Here is a 21,526-nt window from a genome sequence, read left to right on the forward strand (position 1 = left end):
CCCTTTTTGCGCAGACTAGCACGAATGCCCCTTGGCGCATGTGATAAATGCCGCCACTCTGCAAATCGGGAGGACAAGAATGAACGTGTTGCTGATCGGGATGGGCATGGTTGCCCAGACCCATGTTTGTGCATTGCGGGATGCCGGAAACGGTGTGCGGTTAAGTGGTGTTCTGGGTCGCGACCCTGACCGAACGTCGGCGTTTTGCGCCGCTGCGTCCGAGACGGTTGGGCATCCGGTTTCTGCGTTCACAGATAGTGCGGCGGCGTTGGCATCAGAGCCGGATATGGCGATCCTGATCACGCCACCCGATGCGCGTGCCCCGTTTGCGGATGCGCTGGCCCACGCGGGCATTCCCACTCTCATGGAGAAACCGATTGAGCGCACGTTGGAGGCCGCACGCGGGATTGTTGCGACCTATGTGCAGGCCAATGTGCCGCTCGCTCTCTGTTTCCAGCATCGCACCCGTGCGGCGGCGCAGGATTTGCGGACGCGTTTGGCCACTGGCGCGCTGGGCGAGATTGTCCATGTGGACATTCGGGTGCCGTGGTGGCGGGATCAAGCGTATTACGATGCGCCCGGTCGCGGCAGCTATGCCCGTGATGGCGGTGGTGTGATGATCAACCAGGCCATCCACACGCTCGATCTCGCGCTTTGGATTGCCGGGCCTGTTGCGCGCGTTCAGGCGCAGATGCAGACCAGCCCGCTGCACCACATGGAGGCCGAAGACATTGCATCTGCGCTGTTGCGTTTTGCATCGGGTGCGACAGGTGTCCTGAGTGCGACGACGTGCGCCTATCCCGGCACCACAGAGAGCATTGCGCTGACCACGACACGCGCGCAGGTGCATCTGTCTGGCGACACGCTGCGCATCGACTGGCATGATGGCGCGACAGAGACGCGCGCACCTGCCGCGGATGCGGGAACGGGTGGGGGTGCTGATCCGATGGCGTTCACCCATGCGTGGCATCAGGCGGTGATCGAGGATTTTGCGGCGGCGCTGCGCGATGATCGCCCACCTCTTGCGCCGCCTTCTGACGCGCTGCACGTGCACGCCGTCATTCACGCCATGGAGCAAGCCGCCCGGCGCGGCACAACCGAAGAGGTACCCACATGTCCCTGAGTTTCATTGCGCTGGGGTTGGACCACCGCCACATCTACGGCATGACCGAAAACATGCAGCGCGTCGGCGCGCGGTGTCTGGGGTACTGGACAGAGGGTGATCCGCAGCCATTGGAAGGCTATGTGAAACGGTTCCCCGATATGCCGCGTTTTGACACGCTCGAGGCGACCTTGGGGGCCGGGGCGGATTTGGCGCTGGTGTCGGCGGTGCCTGCGGACCGTGCCACGCTTGCGGTGCGTGCCATGCAGGCGGGCCACGACGTGATGACGGACAAGCCGGGGTGTACAACCCACGCGCAACTGGATCAAATCAAGGCCTGTGTGGCCGAAACTGGCCGCATCTGGTCCATCAACTTTTCCGAACGGTTCGAGGTGCCAAGCGTCACGCTGGCGGACCAATTGGTGCAGGACGGTGCCATTGGTCGTGTTGTGCATACGACGGGTCTGGGGCCGCATCGGTTGAACCGTGCGACACGGCCCGACTGGTTTTTTGAGCGTCAAAGATACGGCGGCGTCTTGACCGACATCGCGTCGCATCAGATTGACCAGTTCCTGCATTTTACCGGGTCTGACGCTGCCGAGGTGACAATGGCGCACGTGGCCAACCATGCGAACCTAGCCGATGCGGGATTGCAGGACTTTGGCGAACTTAGCCTGCGGTCTGACCGCGCCTCCGGGTATATCCGGGTTGACTGGTATACGCCCGATGCCCTGCCCAATTGGGGGGACGGGCGGCTGACCCTGCTCGGGACAGAGGGCTATATCGAGCTGCGCAAATACATCGATGTTGGCGGGCGCGACGGCACCGACAGCGTTGTCCTTGTGAATAGAGACCGATGCGAGGTGCTGGATGGGCGCGACGCGGGCCTGCCCTATTTCGGACGGTTGGCAGATGATATCGCGCACCGAACTGAGACGGCGATGACGCAGGCGCATTGCTTTCGCGTGATGGAACTGGCGCTGGACGCACAGGCTCTGGCCGAACGGAGTGACGCATGATCCGGGTTGCCATTCTGGGCGGCGGCATCGGTGCGCAGCATCTGGACGGTTACCGCGCGCTGGATGATTTCCAAGTCACGCATCTGGTGGATCAGGATGCAGACCGGCTGGCGGCCCTGTGTGATGGCGACATCGTTGGGCTGACAGAGATTGACGATGCACTGGCTTCGGATGTCGACGTGATCGACATTTGTCTGCCTCCGCATTTGCACGTCCCGATCACCCTTGCAGCACTTGCAGCCGGTAAACACGTGATCTGTGAAAAGCCGCTGGCAACGTCCATGGCCCAGATTGCCGAGATGCGTGCAGCAGCGCAAGACGCAGGTCGGCACGTCTTTCCAGTGTTCCAGTACAGGTTTGGACCCGCCTTTTCCGCTTTGGCGCAATTGCGCGCGGCGGGCCTGTTGGGCGTGCCTCGGGCGGCGGCGATTGAAACCCATTGGAACCGTGGCGTGGATTATTATGCGATACCGTGGCGCGGCACCTGGCCCGGAGAGCAGGGGGGTGCCGTGTTGGGTCACGCGATCCATGCGCACGATCTGTTGTCACATGTGATGGCGCCGGTGTCTGGCGTGACCGCGCGGCTGGGGACGTTGATCAACCCGATCGAGACCGAGGATACCGCCGCCATACTGTTTGATCTGGAAGGGGGTGGCCTGGCCACCAGTTCGATCACCCTGGGTGCTGCGACGGATGAAACGCGGTTGCGTCTGGTCTATGAGCACCTGACAGCAACGTCAGATACGCACCCGTACAGCCCGTCCGAAGGTACATGGCGTTTTGACGCCCGCGACTCCGCACAACAGGCGCAGGTGGATAAGATCGTAGCGGGTTGCGCTGATGCGCCCATAGGTTTCGTGGGTGGTCTGGCGGAAATCGCCAAGGCATTGCGCGGTGAGGCCAATCAGGCTGTTACATTTGAGGACGGGGCGAGGTCGATTGCGCTGGTCACCGCGATTTATGCATCGCATCGCACAGGCGCACGCATTGAACTGCCTCTGCCAGATACGCACCCGATGACAAAAGGATGGCAACCATGATCGAATGCTGGCGCTGGTTCGGCCCTGATGACCCGACACAATTGTCAGACCTGCCGCAGGTGGGCGCGACTGGTGTGGTCACCGCCTTGCATCAATTTGCGCCCGGAGAGATCTGGCCACGCAAGGCTGTGGCGGAACGCAAGACATTGATCGAGGCAGCTGGTTTGCGCTGGGAAGTGGTCGAAAGCCTGCCCGTGTCGGAGGCGATCAAGACCCAAGGGCCAGACATGGCAGCGCATCTTGATGCGTACAAGGAAAGCCTTGCCGCGCTGGCCGCCGAAGGCATCGAAACGGTGTGCTACAATTTCATGCCGATCCTCGACTGGACCCGCACCGAGATGCGCGCGCCACAAGCCCACGGTGGTACCGCGATGCTGTTCGATTTGCCCACCTTTGCGGCGTTCGACATGCACATCCTGGGCCGTGCTAATGCGCGGGACGACTATCCAGAGGATGTGCACGAAGCAGCGACAGAGGTTTTAGCGTCACTGGATGAAAACGCACGGGCGCGTTTGACACGCACGATCATTGCGGGCCTTCCGGGGGCCAATGACGGTTGGACGCTAGACGATGTGCGCGCCCGGTTGTCGACCTATGATGGTATCACTGCGGATCGGTTACGGCAGAACCTGATCGACTTTTTGTCCGAGGTGGCACCGGTGGCTGATCGCCTTGGCATGCGTCTGTGTTGCCATCCGGACGACCCGCCGTTTTCGTTGTTGGGGTTACCGAGGGTCATGTCCACGACGGATGATTACGCGCGCATTATCGAAGCAGTGGATACGCCTGCGAATGGTGCGACGCTGTGCACAGGGTCCATGGGGGTTGATCCCGGATTTGATGCGTCTGACTTTGTCCGTCGGCTGGGGCCGCGCATTCACTTTGCCCATCTGCGCAACACCAAGCGGTTGCCGTCCCCGGACCCATCGCGGGCCAGCTTTTTCGAAGCGCCGCATTTGCAGGGCGACACCGATATGGTGGCGACGTTGCGCGCGCTGATGGCTGAAGAGGCGCGCCGCCGGGCGGAGGGTCGTGATGACCATGCCATCCCAATGCGGCCTGATCATGGGCAGGAATTGTTGATGGACCGTACACGCGACAGCCTGCCGGGCTATCCGCTGATCGGCCGTATGCGCGGGTTGGCTGAGCTGCGCGGCATCATGGCGGCACTTGCATGATACGGGTTGGGGTGGCCGGTGCCGGGTTGATCGGCAAGCAACATATCGCCGCCATTGAACGCGCGCCAGGGGTGCAACTGTCGGCGGTGTTCGACCCGGTGGTCGAGGATGGGCCGTGGCCACGTGCGGGCAGTTTGGCGGAACTGGCAGGGATGTCGGACGGGGTGATCCTTGCCGTGCCCAATGCGCTGCATGCGCCCATGGCGATGGAGTTGATCGGGCTGGGTACACCTATGCTGATCGAAAAGCCGCTGACCGGGACCGCCGCCGAAGGGGCGGAGATCGTGGCGGCGTCTGCGCAGTCAGGTGTCCCTGTACTGGTCGGGCATCACCGGCGGCACAATCCGATCGTTGCCAAGGCGCGTGAGATCATCACCTCGGGGGCTTTGGGACAGATCACGACGGTGCATGGGCAGTGCTGGTTGCCCAAGCCGGACCACTATTATGACGCGGCGTGGCGGCAGGGGGCGGGGGCCGGGCCGCTGTTCATCAACCTGATCCATGACGTCGATGTGTTGATGCACCTGTGTGGCCCTGTTTCGCAGGTGCAGGCCTTTGAAAGCAACGCAGTGCGCGAGGCCGAAGCCGAGGAGGTGAGCGTGGCGATCCTGCGCTTTGCCAGCGGCGCGCTGGGGACGCTGAACCTGTCGGACGTGGCGCTTGGGCCGTGGAGCTGGGAGCTGACGGCGGGGGAAAACCCGGCCTATCCCAAGACGGATCAATCCGCCTATCTGATCGGGGGGCGGCAGGGGTCACTGGCGCTGCCAAACCTGACCGTATGGTCACAGGCCGAGGGGCCGGATTGGTGGGCGCCGATTGATCAGACGCGCGTGCCCCTGCCGTTGGCGGATTCGCTTGCTGCGCAGATCGGCCATTTCGCGCACGTGATCGAAGGCAAGGCCGCGCCGCTGGTGTCTGCGGCGGACGGATTGCGCGCGGTGCAGGTGATCGAGGCGATCAAGGCCGCCGCCCGCACCGGCACGCCGGTGGACATCGAATAAACGCTCGTTTTGCAGCAATCCTGTGCTAGCGTGGACCCGCGCGCACTGCGCGCCGCGATAGGGCAGGGGGTGTCTTTTGGACCTGCTCGGCGTCCGCGCATGACGTGAAACCCCACCCTGAAAACGAACCACAAAGAGGAGCAGCTGATGCCGTCAGTTGGTGTGATCGGATTGGGTGACATGGGCAGCGGGCTTGCCAAGAACCTGATCGCAAATGGATTTGAGACATGGGGCCGTGACTTGCTGGACCACCGGCAGCGCGCGTTCGAAGAGATGGGCGGCCATACGGCTACGTCTACGGCGGAGGTGGGCCGCAATGCGCAGGCCGTTTTCGTGATGGTGATGAAGGGCGCGGAGGCACATGAGGTGATCCTTGGCCCCGACGGGCTGGCCGAGACGATGGCGCCGGGCGGCGTCATCCTGCTGACCGCGACGGTGAAACCGGCCGAGGCGCGGGCGATTGCCCATGGCCTTGGGGGCCGAGACCTGCACCTGATCGACAGCCCGGTATCGGGCGGATTTCCGGGCGCGCAGGCGGGAACGCTTACCATGATGGCGGCGGGTACAAATGTGGCGATGGACATCGCTCGCCCTGTGATGGAGGCGGTGTCCGCCAATATCCACCGCGTGGGCACGGATGCGGGCGATGGTCAGACCGTCAAGGCGTGCCTGCAATCGCTGATCGGCGCGCAGTTTTCGGCGACGTTTGAAGCGGCGGCATTGGCGGCCAAGGCGGGCGTGCCGGGGCAGGTGATCCTCGATGTCTTCTCCACCTCGTCCGCGGGGTGCGGGGTCGTGAACAACGCGTTGGAAAAGATCATCGATCGGCAGTTTGAGGGCACGGGCAGCCACATAAACACGATGCACAAGGATCTGACGATCTCGATGGCTTTGGGCGAGGAGTTGGGCGTGCCGCTCCATACGGCGGCGTCGGCGATGCAGGTGTTTCATGCCGGGCGCACGCGCTATCCCGACGGTGACAATTGGACCTGTACGCAGGTGATCGAAGAGATCGTGGGCGCGGAGCTGCACCGCGACGCGGCCAAGGTGACGCGATGAAGCTGGGGGTCATTACCGACGGGATCAGCCGCGATCTGACCCATGCCGTCGATGTGATGGATGAGTTTGGTCTGGACTATGCAGAGCTGCAATTCGTCGGCGATACCGAGGTAGGCGATCACAGCGCAGGCGAGATCCGCGAGATCGACGCGCTGTTGCGTGATCGGGGCAAGCCGGTGTCCTGCCTCAGCCGCCATATCTTTGCCGGGACCACCAGCGCCAATCGCGCGGGCGACGCGCTGCACACACAGCACATGGATGCGCTGAAACGGGTGATCGACATGGCGCATGTGGTGGGCAGTCCGCTGGTGCGGATCATGACCCAGAAAAAGGAACAGATCCTGTGGGGGTCGCATGGCGCGGAAAAGTGGAACGTGGCGCATGGCGCGTGGGACACGATGGCGCCGATGATCGCCCCCGCGGTCGAGCTGGCCCGCGCCGAGGGTATCACGCTGGTGGTCGAGACGGGCAATGGCACGATGGTCAACTCGAACTACACCGCGCGGCGTTTGATTGATGAGCTGGACGCCCGCGACGCGCTGAAGGTGCTGTGGGATCCGGCCAACAATTGCTGGTGTCACGAGCTGGCCTATCCCGACGGGTACGAAGAGGTGCGCGGCGGTTATCTGGGGCACGTCCATGTCAAGGATGTGCAGGTGGACACACCCCGCGCCATGCTTGAGGTGCGCGAGTTGGGGCAGGGCCAATTGGGGCCGCTGTTTGCGCCCATGGCCGATGCGCTGCGTGCGGATGGCTACGATGGTGTGATCAGTTTCGAGAGCGTCTATCACCCCGGCAATGGCGACTTTGAGGCGGGGTTTCGGGCCTGTGTGGATCGGTTCAAGGCAATTTTTGGCGATTGAGCCTCACGCTGTTGTGCGCCTTGCCCCCTTCAATATGCGCGGGGTGCCCTCATATTGCGCCTGCCTGCCCGCGCGGTTAGGCAGGACTAACGCAATAAACAGGTGCCCGCGATGACTGCTGCCCCCCTTCCTGCCCTGGATGATATGCGCGTGGCCGTGATCGGGCTGGGCTATGTCGGGCTGCCGCTGGCTGTGGCCTTTGGTCACCAAAGACACACCGTGGGCTATGATCTGAACGCTGCGCGTGTGGCCGAGTTGGCCGGGGGGAATGACAGCACCGGAGAGGTCGACGACCTGAGCGGCGCGGCCCATCTGACATTCACCAGTGCGCTGGACGATATCGCGGACTGCAATGTCTACATCGTCGCCGTGCCCACGCCGATCGACAACCAGCGCCAGCCGAACCTTGGGCCGTTGCTGTCCGCATCGCGGGCGATTGGGCAGGTGATCAAGCGGGGTGACATCGTCATCTACGAGAGCACCGTTTATCCGGGTGCTACCGAAGACGATTGTTTGCCGCTGGTCGAGGCGGGATCGGGTCTGGTGCTGAACACCGATTTTTACGCGGGCTACAGCCCGGAGCGGATCAATCCGGGCGATAAGGAACGGCCACTGACCAAGATCTGCAAAGTCACGTCGGGATCGACCCCGGAGGCAGGCGCGGTCATTGACGCGCTATATCGCACGATCATCACGGCGGGCACGCATCTGGCCCCATCCATCCGCGTGGCCGAGGCGTCGAAGGTGATCGAGAACACGCAACGGGACGTGTCCATTGCGCTGATCAACGAGTTGTCGATCATCTTTTCGCATCTGGGGCTGGATACTGCCGCGGTGCTCGACGCGGCGGCGACCAAGTGGAATTTCAACCGCCTTTCGCCGGGATTGGTCGGCGGGCACTGCATCGGCGTTGACCCGTATTACCTCGTGCACAAGTCGATCAGTGCGGGGCATATCCCCGACATCATACGCATGGCGCGCGAGATCAACGACGGGATGGCGCGGCACGCGGTGTCGCTGTTGATCAAGGCGATGATCCGACGTGAGGCGCGCGTGCATGGAGGGCGGATTCTGTTGCTGGGGATCACGTTCAAACAGAATTGCGCCGACATTCGCAACACCAAGGTCGTCGACATGCTGGGCGAACTGGACAGCTATGGCCTGACCGTGGACCTGCACGATCCGTGGGCGGATGCGGACGAAGTGCGCGCGGTGCATGGCATTGACCTGTTGCCGGACATGCCCGTGGCGCAGGGGGCATATGATGCCGTTATCCTCGCGGTGTCGCATGACAATCTGGTCGCGCTTGGGGCAGATGGTTTGCGGGCGCAATTGACAGAGAACGGTGTCTTTTTCGACATGAAGGCCGTTTTTGATCAGGACCAAAGTGATTTGCGTCTGTGACAGGGTCAAAGGGCTGAAATTGTGATGTGATTTCTGATGCCGCATGTGTCAGTTTCGGCGGACACATCAATTCAGGACGCCTTCATGACACCACACGTCGTTGCCCAACTTTCTGCCCTTCCGGACCGAAGCCCGGCCTATGCCATTGTTGGCGAAGTCGATCTGGTGGTTGTCCGGTTTGATGACGACATATCGGTGTTCTACGGACGGTGTCTGCACCGCGGGGCGCTGATGTCGGACGGGTTTGTGCGCGGCGATAACCTGATCTGTGGGGTGCATGACTGGGACTACCGCCTCGACAGCGGGGTCAGCGAATACGCCAATGACGAGGCGCTGCCCAAGTTCAAAAGCTGGTTGGATGGCGGTGACATCTGTGTCGATGCGGACGAAATCAATGCGTGGGGCCACGCCAACCCTCAACCGTTCAACCGCGATGATTACCTGGGTCTTTATGCCGACACGGCGCATGGCACCGAGGAGGAACCCTATGCCGGGTTGATCCGGCAATACGCCCGCGACGGGTTGTCCAAGACGGGCCACCACGGTGCGGTCGATGCGATGGGCGTGCCGCGCGTGCAACTGCCCGATTGGGATGACATTCAGCTGCTGACCGCGCAGCTGCACAAGCCGCCGCTCTTGGACGACGATCCGGTCGGGACAGAAGTGGTGATTGGCCCCAACGCGCAGAAACCGCTAAAGCTGGATATCCCGTTGTTCGTGTCCGACATGTCCTATGGCGCGCTGTCGGAGCCGGCCAAGATCGCGCTGGCGCGGGGCGCCGAACTGGCCGGGACGGGCATCTGTTCGGGCGAGGGCGGGATGCTGCCCGAAGAGCAGGAGGCGAACTCGCGCTACTTCTACGAACTGGCGTCGGCGCGGTTCGGGTTTTCTTGGGACAAGGTACAGAAGTGCCAGGCGTTCCATTTCAAAGGCGGACAAGGGGCCAAGACGGGCACGGGCGGGCACCTGCCCGGCAACAAGGTGCATGGCAAGATTGCCGACGTCCGAGGGCTGGACGAGGGCGAAGATGCGATTTCACCGTCGCGGTTCCCGGACTGGACGGACACCGCACAGATCAAGGATTTCGCGGACGAGGTGCGGGATCGGACAGGGGGTATTCCTGTCGGGTACAAGCTGTCGGCCCAGCATATTGAGAAAGACATCGACGCGGCCCTTGAGGTCGGCGTCGACTACATCATTCTGGACGGACGTGGCGGGGGAACCGGCGCGGCCCCGATCATCTTCCGCGACAATATCTCGGTGCCGACGATCCCCGCGCTGGCCCGCGCCCGCGCGCATCTGGACCGGTTGGAGCGGCACGACGTGTCGCTGGTGATCACCGGCGGGTTGCGCAAACCGGCGGATTTCATCAAGGCGCTGGCGCTGGGTGCGGATGCGGTGGCATTGTCGAACTCGGCCATGCAGGCCATTGGCTGCATCGCGATGCGGGCGTGTCATACCAACAATTGCCCCGTGGGCATCGCCAGCCAGAAACCGCATCTGGTCAATCGGCTGGTGGTCGAGAAATCTGCGCGGCAACTGGCCAACTTCTTTGAGGCGTCGACCGAGCTGATGCAGGTGATGGCGCGGGCCTGTGGCCACGATCACCTGTCGAAATTCAATATCGATGACCTGACCACGTGGAAAAAGGACATGTCCGAAATCTCGGGTGTCCCGTTTGGAGGTGTAGCATGACCGATCAACTCGACTGGATCCGCGTGGGTCAAACCGGCGACCTGCCCGAAGGCCGCGTGAAAACCGTGACGGCGCGTACTGTGTCCATCTGTCTGTCGCATTTCGACGGGCAATGGGCTGCGATGGACAACCACTGCCCGCACCAGCGTGGACCCTTGGGCGAGGGGTCGATCGAAGTTGGCGAAGAAGGCAAATGCTGGATCCGTTGCCCGTGGCACGGCTGGGATTTTGATCCGCTGACAGGGGCGCCTCCGGGCGGGCATGAGGATACGGGTCAGAAGATCTATCCGCTCAAGATCGAGGGCGACGAGATTTTTGTGGGCCTTGAGCCCGAGCCGCCGCATGAGCGCACCGTGTCCGACCAGATGGCCGAGAGCATGGTGAACTGGGGCATCAAGCACGTGTTCGGCATGGTCGGCCACTCGAACCTCGGCCTGGCGGATGCGATCCGTATGCGGGTCGAGGCGGGCGAGATGAAGTATGTGGGCATCCGGCACGAAGGGGCCGCCGCCTTTGCCGCATCGGCCTATGGCAAGCTGACGGGGCATCCCGCGGGCTGTCTGACCATTGCGGGGCCGGGGGCGACCAACCTGCTCACCGGACTCTGGGATGCCAAGGTGGACCGCGCGCCGGTGCTGGCGCTGACCGGGCAGGTACAAACGCAGGTCTTTGGCCCCGGTGCGTTCCAGGACATCGATCTGGCGTCGGCCTTTGATGCGGTCAGCCGATTCAGCCAGACGGTGCTGAGCACGTCGAAACATTCTGAACTGGTGTCGCTGGCGATGAAGAACGCGCTGGTCGAGCGAGACGTGTCGCACCTGATCTTTCCTGATGACATGCAGACCAACGCGTCGGACGCGCCCGCATCGGCGCCGGATGGGCGTATGGGCCGCGCGGTGGTCAAGCCGTCGGACGATGATGTTGCCGATGCGCTCAAGATGCTGAACGGGGCCAAGCGGCCTATTCTGGTGATCGGCCACGGCGCTTGGGATCATATGGAGGCCATCGAGAAACTGGCCGTGGATCTGGGCGCGCCCGTGCTGACCACGTTCAAGGGCAAGGGGCTGATCGCGGATGATCACCCCAACGCCGCCGGTGTGCTGGGCCGTTCCGGTACGCCGATTGCGTCGTGGTTCATGAACGAGGCGGACCTGATCCTGACCCTTGGCACGTCGTTCTCAAACCACACAGGGATCGAGCCATCCAAGCCGATCATCCAGGTGGATTTTGAACGGATGCAACTGGGCAAGTTCCACCCCGTCGACCTGCCCATCTGGGCCGAGATCGGCGCGTTCTGCGATGCGATCAAGGGCGGGTTGTCCCGACCCGCCGATGCGCCAGACCAAATCGCCGAACTGGCGGGCCGCTGGGACATCTGGCGGCGCGAGAAACGCTCCCGCATGGAGGAGGAAACGGCCAAGGGCATCCACGCCTTTGCCATCTTTGACGCGCTCAGCCGCGTGGCTCCGGCGGATGCGATCATCGCTGTGGACGTGGGCAATAACACCTACTCCTTTGGCCGCTATTTCGAAACCAAGGGCCAGCGCGTGCTGATGTCAGGATATCTCGGATCCATTGGTTTCGGCCTGCCTGCGGCCATGGGTGCGTGGGCGGCGACACAGGATTTCGACTGGCTCAAGGGCCGCAAGATCATCTCGATCTCGGGTGACGGTGGCTTTGGTCAATACGCGATGGAACTGACCACGGCTGTCAAATACGGCATGGATATCACCCATGTCCTCTTGCACAACGGCGAGCTGGGCAAGATCACCAAAGAGCAGAAATCCGGCGAATGGCCGGTGTGGGAAACGTCCCTGCACAACCCGTCCTTTGCCGCCTTTGCCAAGATTTGCGGCGCGCATGGGGAAAAGGTCGTGTCGTCGGATGCGATCCAAGCCGCGTTGCAAAAAGCGTTGGACGTCGATGGCCCGGCGCTTGTCGAAATCATGACAGATGCAGAGCTGGTGTAGGGTGCGCATTCACTGCGCACCTCTGTGATCTCAACCGGTGCGCCCGTCAAAGGTGCGCACCGCGATCCCTTCGGCCTCGAGCGTGCGGCGGACGCTTGCGGCGATGTCCACGGCCTCAGGGGTGTCGCCGTGACAGCAGATGCTGTCGATGGGCGTGTCGATCCGGGTGCCGTCTTCGGTGATGATCGCCTGTGCCTTGACCATTTCGACCATCCGTTTGCCTGCAAGTTCCGCGTCGTGGATGACCGCGCCCGGCAACCGACGATCCACAAGGGTTGCATCAGAGTTATAGGCCCGGTCGGCAAAAATCTCGCAGGCAAATGCCGCGCCAAGGCTGCGTGCCGCACGTTCCTGTGCCGTGGCGGCCAACACCATCAGGATCGCGCCGGGATGTGCAGATAGCGCGGCTTCGTAGCAGGCGCGCGCCATCTCTTCGTTTTCCGAGGTCATGTTGCCAAGAGCACCGTGCAGCTTGATATGCCGGACCTCGGCACCCAGCGCACGGGCCATCCCCAGTGTGGCGCCAACCTGGCATCGGATCGAGTTTTGCAGTGACGCAATCGGCATGTCGATCCGGCGACGGCCAAAGCCCTGGATGTCCGCAAAACCGGGATGCGACCCGACGCCGACACCGTTTTCGATTGCCATCGACATGGTGCTCGCCATCACGTCGGGGTCCCCGGCATGCGCACCACAAGCAATATTCGCGGACGTCACCGTTTTGAGCAACGCCGCGTCATCCCCCATCTTCCAGGGGCCAAAGCTTTCGCCCATATCCGCGTTCAGATCGACCTGCATATGTTCATCCTTCGTCAAGTGGCGCGTCAGCGGCGGATACAACACCGCCAATCAATTGATAGGACAGCAAATCCTGCATCGTGGCAGGATCCCGGACCAAAGGTGCAACCTGTTGCGACAGCTTGCGTTCCTCGGCGGTGGCGCGGGCCTGTTGTGCGGCCCCTTCCTCAAGCGTCAGGAAGGTAAATCGAATTTCAGCACCCGCGGGTGCCTGCGCGATGCGGGGCAAATCACAGGGCAATACCGTTCCGATGCGTGGATAACCCCCGGTGGTCTGGCTTTCGGCCATCAAGACAAACGGGGTGCCGTCGCCAGTGACCTGAATGTCGCCCGGCACAATCACTTCGCTGACGATGCTGAGCGCCTTGGGGTTAGAGAACCCTTCGCCGTCGCTGTCCATGCGCACGCCCTGGCGATTGGCGCGCGGGTCTCTGCGGAACGTAGTGTCTTCGAACCGCGCGCGGATGGCGGGGTCAAAGTCCTCGGTTTGCATGCTGGGTACAATGCGCACCGTCCCGCCGGTGAACCGTGCATCGGGCGTCAAAGTCATGCCGGTGTCCCGGCCCTTGTCTGCGCCAATGGCGAGCGTGTTACCTGTGCTGACAAGAGCGCCCAGGCCGACCGATTGATGCGTTGCACGTGACCCCAGCGCGGCATCCGTCGCGAACCCGCCGCCGACATGCAGGTATCCATAGGTCCCCGACCGCGTTGGCCCGATCACCAGTTTCGCACCTTTTGGCACCAAGTGGCTTGCGTTCCAGGCTGCCGTCTCGCCGTCAATTTGCGCGGTCATCACAGCCCCGGTCAGGGCGATGCGGATGTCCTCGGTGGCTTCGAACGTGCCGCCGGTCCCGACCATTTCCAGAACGGCACACTCGACGCTCTGGCGCAACAGGGCCGCCCCCTCGTGAACGGCGCGCAGATCGGCGGCCCCTCCTTGGGTCAGGCCCATAGCGAGGTAACCGGGACGACCAAGATCCTGTACCGCGACGCCCGGACCCGCGTGATGTACGATCAGCGCCCTCATGCCAGCACCTCTTGCACAGCACCGCCCGCACCGTCGCTATTGTGCGCCTCGATCCGGGCCAGTTCAGCTTCGGACACATCGGTGAACTGGATTTCGTCACCGGGGGAGAGCGGAAAAGGGGTCGCGCCGTTAGGCCGGAAACAGGCGAATGCGGTCTGGCCAACATGGCGCCACCCGGTTGGCGTATCTTTGGCAAAGAGGCAAACCTGGCGCACAGCGGCAACGAGCGCACCAGCCGGTACGTTGGGGGTTAGCCCGACTTGGCGCGGAATGTTCCACGCCTCGCCCAATGTTCCAAGGTACGGTTGACCCGGCGCAAAACCAAGCGTCAGAACCCGCAGTCGCGCCGCTGTCAAATCGGCCAGCGCCTGCGCTTCGTCCAGTCCGGCGGCCTCTGCGGCTTCGGCCAGTTGCGGCGCGCGGCTGCCACCAAAGGCGGCGGGAATGGTCCACAGCGAGCGACCGGCGGGCAAGGGCGCATTGCTCCAGTCCTGACCGGCCAACATGTCCGCCAGTTGATCACGTATGCCGTCAAACCGATGCTCTGCCAGATCGACGCGAAAGAACGCGGATACCAACGTGCTGCTGCTTTCCGTCACCTCGGTCCAACCCTGATCATCAACAGCGCCGCGGAATGCGATGGCGGCACGATTGGCCGCGTCCGTTGCCCGTTCACCAAAGGTGACAAGCACGCCATTCAGCCCAACGGACTGGATCTTGGGGGTGTAGGTTGGGTTAGTCATGCGCGCAGCCTAGCGTTTCTTTTGCCGGGTGCAATCGGACTAAACCGGTGTGCGCAACCAATTGTCGTCAAAGGCTGTTTGCGTGACCCCGGCCAATCGCTTCACCCGCTCCAACTCGACTTCCAACGCGGCTTGCCGTCTTTTGCCCCATCGCACTTTGTGTTCCGGCCAGAGCGCGCGGACCCGCAGAGTGTCTTCGTTGCGGAACGCTTTCATGTCGATCCGTCCAACCAGTCGGTCGCCTTCCATCAGTGGAAAGACATAGTACCCATAGGTGCGTTTCGGCTCGGGGACAAAAATCTCGATACGGTATGCGAACCCAAAGAGCCGTTCCGCCCGTTTCCGGTCGCGCAGTGCAGGATCAAAGGGGCTGAGAACACGCAGACGGCTGGTTGGTGCAATGTGCAGCGCGGGATCATCCGGCAAGTTCGGCCACGCAAAGGCAGGGCGCACTGACCCATCCACCCCAGTGATGCCCACCTGAATGATACGCCCTTGATCAAGGGCCGCAGTGCACCACGCCTTCGCCTCTGCTGGTGAAATATGGTCCCAGAATGCGGCAAGCTCTCCGTGGGTGGCAGAACCCAAACGGTCAAGCGCCTCGCGGCAGCACCAGTCGATGCTTTCTTCGGTGTCGGGTGCATTGCCTTGGGTCGTGCGGTCCAGCACCCGCTCTGTCAGGTCATAGTATTTCTGAAACCCTTCGCGGCGGACCACCTGCAACGCGCCGCTGCGCCACAGATACTCCAGTGCGGTTTTCGAGGGATGCCAGTCCCACCATCCGCCCGAGCCGCGCTTTTCGCCTTCGCCCACATCGCCGGAACAACAGGGGCCATGATCGCGAATTTGGTCCAGAACGGGTTGGAATTTGGCCTCGAACCCTTCCCGCCGCCATTCTGACCATTTCTCGCGCAGACGTGCGGCATCCCGTTCGCGGCGCAAATGCCAATAGGGGTAGAATTTGAGCGGAACTATCGCGGCATCATGGGTCCAGTGTTCGAACAGGCCCCGGTCATGTTCATAGAGCCGTTTGAGCGCCTTGGGTCGGTAACGCGGCCTGCGCGAGAACAGGATCATGTCATGCGCGCGCGCCACTGTGTTGATGCTGTCCAGTTGGACAAAACCCAACCGCTCAATCAGGTCCAGCAGTGCGCCACCGTTTGCGGGTCCCTGTGGCGTTTCCGACAAGGCGTGCCGATCCAGAAACACGCGCCGCGCGGCTTGGTTCGACAGGATGAACATCGGCCTAGGTGCGCAATGCGCGGCGCAGCGTGTCACCAAACGAGATTTTGGGCGTCAGCGTGATGTGGCTGGGCGTTGCATCCGCATCGGGCCCTGACTTGTCCCTGATGATCTCTGCGGCAGCGCGCCCGATCTCGAGACGGCAGGCATCTGTTGTGGCGAGTTGGCGTGGCAGCCCTTGCAGCAATTCAACACCGTTGAACCCGGCAAGCCCGATTTGCCCAGGGACATCAATGCCTTCGTCCAGCAGGTACAACAAGCCACCCGCGCCAATCATGTCGTTCGAGTAGTACAGGAAATCCAGATCGGGGTTGCTGTCCAGCATCGTTTTGGTCATCTCGCGACCCTTGGCCAGCGCCGATCCGCCGTCATAGAAATCCCGGGCTTCGATCTCGACACCTGCTTTGGCCAAACCTTCGGTCAGACCTTCGAACCGTTTGCGCGCCCGGTGATCGCGCGGCATGGAGGTCCCCATAAACCCGATGCGGGAATACCCTTGTTTGAGAATGGCCTTTGCCATGTCCAATCCGGCCTGACGGTGCGAGATACCAACCATGTTGTCGACGGGGTTACCGTCTGTGTCCATGATCTCAACCACAGGGATGCCCGCGTTCTTGAGCATTGCTTGCGCGGCATCCGAATGCTCGAGCCCTGCGATGATGACACCGGAGGGGCGCCAGGACAGCATTTCGTAAAGCACGCGCTCTTCCTTGTCGCGCATATAGTCTGTGACACCAAACACCGGTTGCAGCGGCGTGTCCTCTAACACCTGATTGATGCCGGTCAGCACTTCTGGAAACACCATGTTGCTCAGTGATGGCACGATAACAGCCACCAGATTGACGTGCTGTGATGCCAGTGAACCGGCAATCTGGTTGGGCACATAGCCCAGCTCTTGCGCGGCCTTGAGCACCTTTTGCCGGGTCGTTTCAGACACATCGCCCCGGTTGCGTAGCACACGGCTGACGGTCATTTCTGATACGCCGGATGCGGCGGATACATCGCGCAGTGTCAGCGGGCGTTGGGCGCGATCAGTCAATGGCTGTCCTCGAAATTACCTATGCACTGAGTTACCGCCAATTTCGCCCGGAGTTCAAGCGCGACCGCACAAGACGCCTTGCCGAAAAAGGTGACAATTGCGTGCAGGAGCGGTAGATCAGTTTTCGCGCGGCCCCGTGGCTCAACTGGATAGAGCAGCCCCCTCCTAAGGGGCAGGTTGCAGGTTCGAATCCTGCCGGGGTCGCCAAAAACCTCATGAAATCAAATGCTAGAAGCTCCTCTTGACTGGCGAAATTGCGGCGGATACCCTTTCACATAACTTACACACTTTCACAGTTTTGGGCGTTTGATCTGTGGGAACAGAAAAACACACGATTCTGGGCGGGAAAGTCCACGTTTACAGGCGGGAAAACAGCCCTTTTTGGCAATGCTCGTCATACATGAACAGCAAGAACCGTCGCACTTCCACAAAGGAAGAAAGCCTTCGACTTGCCAAAGAATTTGCCGAAGACTGGTACCTGACACTTCGCGGAAAACAGGCGCGGGGCGAGCTCCCGAATGACCGAACTTTTGCGTTTGCTGCCGAAAAATTCTTAGTCGAGTTTGAAGCAGATACGTTGGGAGAGCGAAATCCCAAGTGTCTAAAGAACCATCAAAATCATGTGCGGCTACATCTCTCACCATTTTTCGGGCGGATGAGATTGGCGGAAATCTCGACCACAACCATCCAAGAGTACCGACTTGCCAGAATGCAATCGAGTTATCGTGGCAAGCCGCCCGCAGCTGCTACGATCCAAAAAGAAATTGTCACGCTTCGAATGACACTCAAGGCAGCGGTTCGGCACGGATGGTTGTCGCACATGCCAGACATGTCTGCTCCCTACCGAAGCACATCGAAAGTGTCGCACCGCGCATGGTTTTCGCCAGATGAGTACAAGCAACTGTACACCGCGACGCGGGCAAACATTAGGGCGATGGTCAATAGCAAACATCGCCACCTTGCCGAGCAGCTGCACGACAAAGTTTTGTTCATGGCCAATACCGGTATTCGTCCTGATGAAGCCAACTGGCTTGAATACCGGGATGTCGAGATCGTTGAAGACGACGCCACCGGCGAAACGATCCTCGAAATCGAAGTGCGCGGTAAGCGCGGGGTAGGATATTGCAAAAGCACCACCGGTGCTGTTCGACCTTATGAAAGGATGGTTGAACGTAATCAGCCGGAGCCGACCGACCGTCTCTTCCCTGCTGATCACAAAAAGCAGTTCAACCGGATACTAGAAGAGCAAGGCTTGAAGTTCGACCGCCAAGGCAACAGGCGTACGCTCTATTCCTTGAGGCACAGTTACATCTCGTTCCGCTTGCTTGAAGGGGCGGACATCTATCAGATTGCCAAAAACTGCCGGACGAGCGTTGAGATGATTGAAAAGCACTATGCAGTTCATCTCAAGAACAGCTTGGATGCGGCGGCGATCAACGTGCGCAAACCAAGACCAGCCAAGTGACCAACGGGTTAGGAAGGAAAATTCACCCTCCTCATTTTTGAAAAATTATTAGATATTAATATCTTAGTATTTTTCCCTGGGTGTTCTTAGTGTCACAATTTGAGACAACTAGCGGCCCTATTTTGTTACATCTAGATGTCATGATTTGTGACATCTGCATGTCATCGCCTTTTGCCCAATACACGTGCTTTTAGGTTCAGCTCGTAGACATTGGCTCGGCCCTGACCTTTTCGTGTAATCTTGATGAACCCCTTTTCTGCAAGCTCTTGCACATGCCGGTTCACTGTTCCACGCGCGATCCCAATGTCTCTTGCCAAAGTCTCCTGACCAGGAAAACAAAAGTCATTGTGCCAAGCGTAAGACAACAACAATGCGTACACTAGCTTCGCTCCGGATGAAATTTCCTCGCTCTTGAGGACTGCGTTAGGCACTTGTGTAAAGCCGCGCAGAGACAGCGCGTCACCGCCCTTGATGATGATGTTCCTTTCGCGGATCGACTGGCCGATTTGCTTCATAATTCCTTGTCGGAATTATACACTAGCGCGCGTCCTCCTGCTGAGTGTTGCGCACAATGTCGTGGTGGGACGAATGCTGCCAAGAGCCGTTTTCGCGCCCGCCCCCTTCTTTCAACGCTTGCGACTGATTTGCCTCAGAGTTTAGACGAAACGCTTCAATCACACTGCCCAACGCTTCGTCCGTCTTTCGGCGATGCCTGAGTTCATCACGCAAGAATTCAACCTCTTGCTGCGTCTGCTCAAGCCGTGCACGTAGCTCCTCCTCGATACGTGAGTTACCTTCGGAAATGTCAGTACCTGTTTGAACTGGTTCCGGCTGGTTCGCACGTGGTTCGTCTAGATTTTGCAGCATATCAATCTCAGGAACTGGTGCGGAAGCCTTGGCACCGGTGTCCACCCGTTTGCCGGATTTGCGCGCTTCGAACTCTAACTCCTCATTTATTTTTCGATCCAATGACGCTTGTTCAACTGACCAGCGAAAACCATTGTCTGTATCTTCTCGCCGAACCGAGATGTCGGCGTTTTCGGGCGACGAAAATGATCGCGCGGCCCATTTTCGAACTGTCTTTGGAGTGCGGGGAAGACCACGATCTGTACAACGTAAAACGGCTTCGGAAACAGTAAGCCAAACACTTTGATCGTCGTTTGTTTCGGCCACCGGTTGCAAACGGTGCGCACCTGTACTGTGTGGTTCTATCATTCCAATAATTGTAGCACGGCCACTTTGCCATATGGTGTGGCGGCAAGCTAAATTGCACGTCTTCACAGAAAACGGGCACATTTGAATGTGCCCGTCATAAGGTCAAAAGAGCGAAAGTTGCCTGGGCTTTCCATCGTCCGCGACCCGCAACCATGCCAAAACGTAAGCAACGGGCCCACCAGCTTCCTCTACCTGTTGAAGCTGTACAAAGTGCGATTTGTATCCAGTGTCAGAAATGGGGTGGGGCGTTCGATCCTCGGTTAGTATTTCGAGATGAGCAGTCTCTTCTCCAAGCCAAGCTGGGCAAAATCGAATGGTTAGATTTTGCCCGTGCCAATCGATGATGTGCTCAGAAAAATCGGCACTTTCATTGGTCGGCGGTTCAGCTAGTTTGATCTGTGCGTCGACACGTTGTCTTAGCTTGCTGCTCCAGCCCCCAAGAAGGTGAGCTGGAGTGTGCCAGACTTCCCGCATCTCTAGGGTAAGTGTGTTGCCGACAATCACCTCTGCAGGAACGTTCCAAAGTGCGAGCTGCACATAGCACATCAACGCGGCCAAGCGATCTACATCGATGCACTGAACCCACAGCTTTTCGGCTGGGTTGTGACCGGCATCAATCAGGACTTTGACCAATGCTAAGACCATACCGCCAGCTCCACATGCAGGCTCTTGCACAGTTATGAAGCGCCGAGCTTTAAGCGCGTCGAGGTGCTCACCGAAAGTCAGCCGAGCCATAACTTCAGAAAGCTCCGGCGGAGTGAAGAATTGACCAATGTCTTTGTTGGCGGTTTCCAACTCCATGTAGATCGACCCCAGCACGTCGCGAGGGTCGTCGTCCAGCATTGTAACCAAGCAAGCCATTAGCTCTGGAAAAACCAATTGTTCTTGGGGTTGGTAGCGCCCGATGATCTCTAGGTATTCGTGCTCTCGCCTCTGATCTTTTTGTATTCCGTTGTGCAGCGAACATGCCGCCATGCATACAAAGTCCCGCCATACTTCGTAGCGATGTCTGCCGGGCGCGATTTGTTTGAAAGAACGAAGGAAGACCTCACGGGCCTCCCGTGGGTCGGCAAAGGCCATAGCCTCGTCTCCTAGAATGAGTTGGGATCGAGACTGGCCGCACCAGTCTCAAGAACTGGTGCGCAACACCTTGTTGCTCGGTCTATGGTGCCAGAGATGCGAAGTGTGTCAATTCACCAATGATACGAGGCTGCATTCGAATAACTCCCGTTCGAATGGTGTAGGCTTCGTGCCCTAGTTCCCAAACCCGCTCGGACTGATCCCAGCATCCTCTAATCAGGCATTGATCGTGGTGACGTAGGCGGCCCTTTCCAGACCTTCGACGTGCCTCCAAGATGCCACGAGCACGCTCGCTTACCGGACATTCTTTGCAAATGCACGGTTCAACGCTGGTCTAACTTGCGGATCGCGGACAAACCGGACTTGAGAACCGCGACATTTACTGGCGCAGCATTCGTTCGGACCCGTTGCGAAAAAAATTCTGTTACCCAGTGGACGCCACAAGACCGGACATTCACGATTTAGATTGTGGTTAGAACCATAGCCCAATTTCCGCAGCTACACCTCTAGAAAGGTTGATGTTGTTGGCATGTTACGCGCGCACTAGCAGACAGGCATCTGGACTAGATCCGGGTCCATGCCTAAG

19 protein-coding genes and 1 tRNA gene are annotated in these 21,526 nt (G+C 60.2%); 12 read left to right on the plus strand and 8 right to left on the minus strand.

Annotated elements, in window-relative coordinates; genetic code table 11:
• Nucleotides 1–79: 79 nt before the first annotated feature.
• From Q0936_RS17130 to Q0936_RS17175, 10 genes are all read left to right on the plus strand, one after another.
• Nucleotides 80–1,123, plus strand: a complete 1,044-nt coding sequence (locus Q0936_RS17130) for a Gfo/Idh/MocA family oxidoreductase (RefSeq protein ID WP_299293884.1) — start codon at nucleotides 80–82, stop codon at nucleotides 1,121–1,123.
• Complete coding sequence (locus Q0936_RS17135) at nucleotides 1,114–2,121, plus strand: Gfo/Idh/MocA family oxidoreductase (protein WP_299293887.1); 1,008 nt, start codon at nucleotides 1,114–1,116, stop codon at nucleotides 2,119–2,121. The genes Q0936_RS17130 and Q0936_RS17135 overlap by 10 nt, the downstream gene beginning before the upstream one ends.
• Complete coding sequence (locus tag Q0936_RS17140) at nucleotides 2,118–3,161, plus strand: Gfo/Idh/MocA family oxidoreductase (protein WP_299293890.1); 1,044 nt, start codon at nucleotides 2,118–2,120, stop codon at nucleotides 3,159–3,161. Before Q0936_RS17135 ends, Q0936_RS17140 begins: the two co-directional genes overlap by 4 nt.
• A complete protein-coding gene (gene uxuA, locus Q0936_RS17145; RefSeq protein ID WP_299293893.1) occupies nucleotides 3,158–4,339 on the plus strand; it encodes a mannonate dehydratase in 1,182 nt (393 codons plus the stop codon). The genes Q0936_RS17140 and uxuA overlap by 4 nt, the downstream gene beginning before the upstream one ends.
• Entirely contained in the window at nucleotides 4,336–5,340 is a 1,005-nt protein-coding gene (locus Q0936_RS17150) for a Gfo/Idh/MocA family oxidoreductase (RefSeq protein WP_299293896.1), read from the plus strand. The genes uxuA and Q0936_RS17150 overlap by 4 nt, the downstream gene beginning before the upstream one ends.
• Nucleotides 5,341–5,487: 147 nt before the next feature.
• Nucleotides 5,488–6,399 (plus strand): NAD(P)-dependent oxidoreductase, encoded by a 912-nt coding sequence (locus tag Q0936_RS17155; protein WP_299293899.1) that lies wholly within the window; start codon nucleotides 5,488–5,490, stop codon nucleotides 6,397–6,399.
• Nucleotides 6,396–7,262 (plus strand): sugar phosphate isomerase/epimerase family protein, encoded by an 867-nt coding sequence (locus Q0936_RS17160; protein WP_299293902.1) that lies wholly within the window; start codon nucleotides 6,396–6,398, stop codon nucleotides 7,260–7,262. The genes Q0936_RS17155 and Q0936_RS17160 overlap by 4 nt, the downstream gene beginning before the upstream one ends.
• Before the next feature lie 111 nt (nucleotides 7,263–7,373).
• The gene (locus Q0936_RS17165; RefSeq protein WP_299293905.1) at nucleotides 7,374–8,666 is read left to right on the plus strand and encodes a nucleotide sugar dehydrogenase; all 1,293 of its coding nucleotides are present in this window, start codon (nucleotides 7,374–7,376) and stop codon (nucleotides 8,664–8,666) included.
• A gap of 84 nt (nucleotides 8,667–8,750) precedes the next feature.
• Nucleotides 8,751–10,361, plus strand: a complete 1,611-nt coding sequence (locus tag Q0936_RS17170; RefSeq protein ID WP_299293909.1) for a glutamate synthase-related protein — start codon at nucleotides 8,751–8,753, stop codon at nucleotides 10,359–10,361.
• A complete protein-coding gene (locus Q0936_RS17175) occupies nucleotides 10,358–12,331 on the plus strand; it encodes a thiamine pyrophosphate-binding protein (protein WP_299293912.1) in 1,974 nt (657 codons plus the stop codon). The genes Q0936_RS17170 and Q0936_RS17175 overlap by 4 nt, the downstream gene beginning before the upstream one ends.
• Nucleotides 12,332–12,361: 30 nt before the next feature.
• Here Q0936_RS17175 and Q0936_RS17180 read toward each other — a convergent pair whose 3' ends face one another.
• The 5 genes from Q0936_RS17180 to Q0936_RS17200 are packed head-to-tail and all read right to left on the minus strand — an operon-like array spanning nucleotide 12,362 to nucleotide 17,180.
• Complete coding sequence (locus Q0936_RS17180; RefSeq protein ID WP_299293915.1) at nucleotides 12,362–13,129, minus strand: 5-oxoprolinase subunit PxpA; 768 nt, start codon at nucleotides 13,127–13,129, stop codon at nucleotides 12,362–12,364.
• Nucleotides 13,130–13,133: 4 nt separating this feature from the next.
• A complete protein-coding gene (locus tag Q0936_RS17185) occupies nucleotides 13,134–14,156 on the minus strand; it encodes an urea amidolyase (RefSeq protein WP_299293918.1) in 1,023 nt (340 codons plus the stop codon).
• Nucleotides 14,153–14,899, minus strand: a complete 747-nt coding sequence (locus tag Q0936_RS17190) for a carboxyltransferase domain-containing protein (RefSeq protein ID WP_299293921.1) — start codon at nucleotides 14,897–14,899, stop codon at nucleotides 14,153–14,155. The genes Q0936_RS17185 and Q0936_RS17190 overlap by 4 nt, the downstream gene beginning before the upstream one ends.
• A 39-nt stretch (nucleotides 14,900–14,938) precedes the next feature.
• Nucleotides 14,939–16,141 carry a crosslink repair DNA glycosylase YcaQ family protein gene (locus Q0936_RS17195; RefSeq protein ID WP_299293924.1) on the minus strand — a complete coding sequence of 401 codons (1,203 nt, stop codon included), beginning with the start codon at nucleotides 16,139–16,141 and terminating at the stop codon, nucleotides 14,939–14,941.
• Between the two features lie 4 nt (nucleotides 16,142–16,145).
• The gene (locus Q0936_RS17200) at nucleotides 16,146–17,180 is read right to left on the minus strand and encodes a LacI family DNA-binding transcriptional regulator (protein WP_299146050.1); all 1,035 of its coding nucleotides are present in this window, start codon (nucleotides 17,178–17,180) and stop codon (nucleotides 16,146–16,148) included.
• A gap of 130 nt (nucleotides 17,181–17,310) precedes the next feature.
• Between Q0936_RS17200 and Q0936_RS17205 the strand changes: the two genes are divergently transcribed.
• Nucleotides 17,311–17,387: transfer RNA gene (locus Q0936_RS17205), tRNA-Arg, on the plus strand.
• 193 nt (nucleotides 17,388–17,580) lie between these two features.
• Complete coding sequence (locus tag Q0936_RS17210) at nucleotides 17,581–18,645, plus strand: hypothetical protein (RefSeq protein WP_299293927.1); 1,065 nt, start codon at nucleotides 17,581–17,583, stop codon at nucleotides 18,643–18,645.
• Between the two features lie 161 nt (nucleotides 18,646–18,806).
• Here Q0936_RS17210 and Q0936_RS17215 read toward each other — a convergent pair whose 3' ends face one another.
• From Q0936_RS17215 to Q0936_RS17225, 3 genes are all read right to left on the minus strand, one after another.
• Nucleotides 18,807–19,160: a helix-turn-helix domain-containing protein gene (locus tag Q0936_RS17215; protein ID WP_299293930.1), complete on the minus strand. Its 354-nt coding sequence runs from the start codon at nucleotides 19,158–19,160 to the stop codon at nucleotides 18,807–18,809.
• Between the two features lie 22 nt (nucleotides 19,161–19,182).
• Nucleotides 19,183–19,827 (minus strand): hypothetical protein, encoded by a 645-nt coding sequence (locus tag Q0936_RS17220; RefSeq protein WP_299378290.1) that lies wholly within the window; start codon nucleotides 19,825–19,827, stop codon nucleotides 19,183–19,185.
• 135 nt (nucleotides 19,828–19,962) lie between these two features.
• Entirely contained in the window at nucleotides 19,963–20,940 is a 978-nt protein-coding gene (locus Q0936_RS17225; protein ID WP_299293937.1) for an N-6 DNA methylase, read from the minus strand.
• Nucleotides 20,941–21,526 lie beyond the last annotated feature (586 nt).

This window comes from uncultured Tateyamaria sp., assembly GCF_947488715.1.
In the GTDB taxonomy this organism is placed as follows: Bacteria; Pseudomonadota; Alphaproteobacteria; order Rhodobacterales; family Rhodobacteraceae; genus Tateyamaria.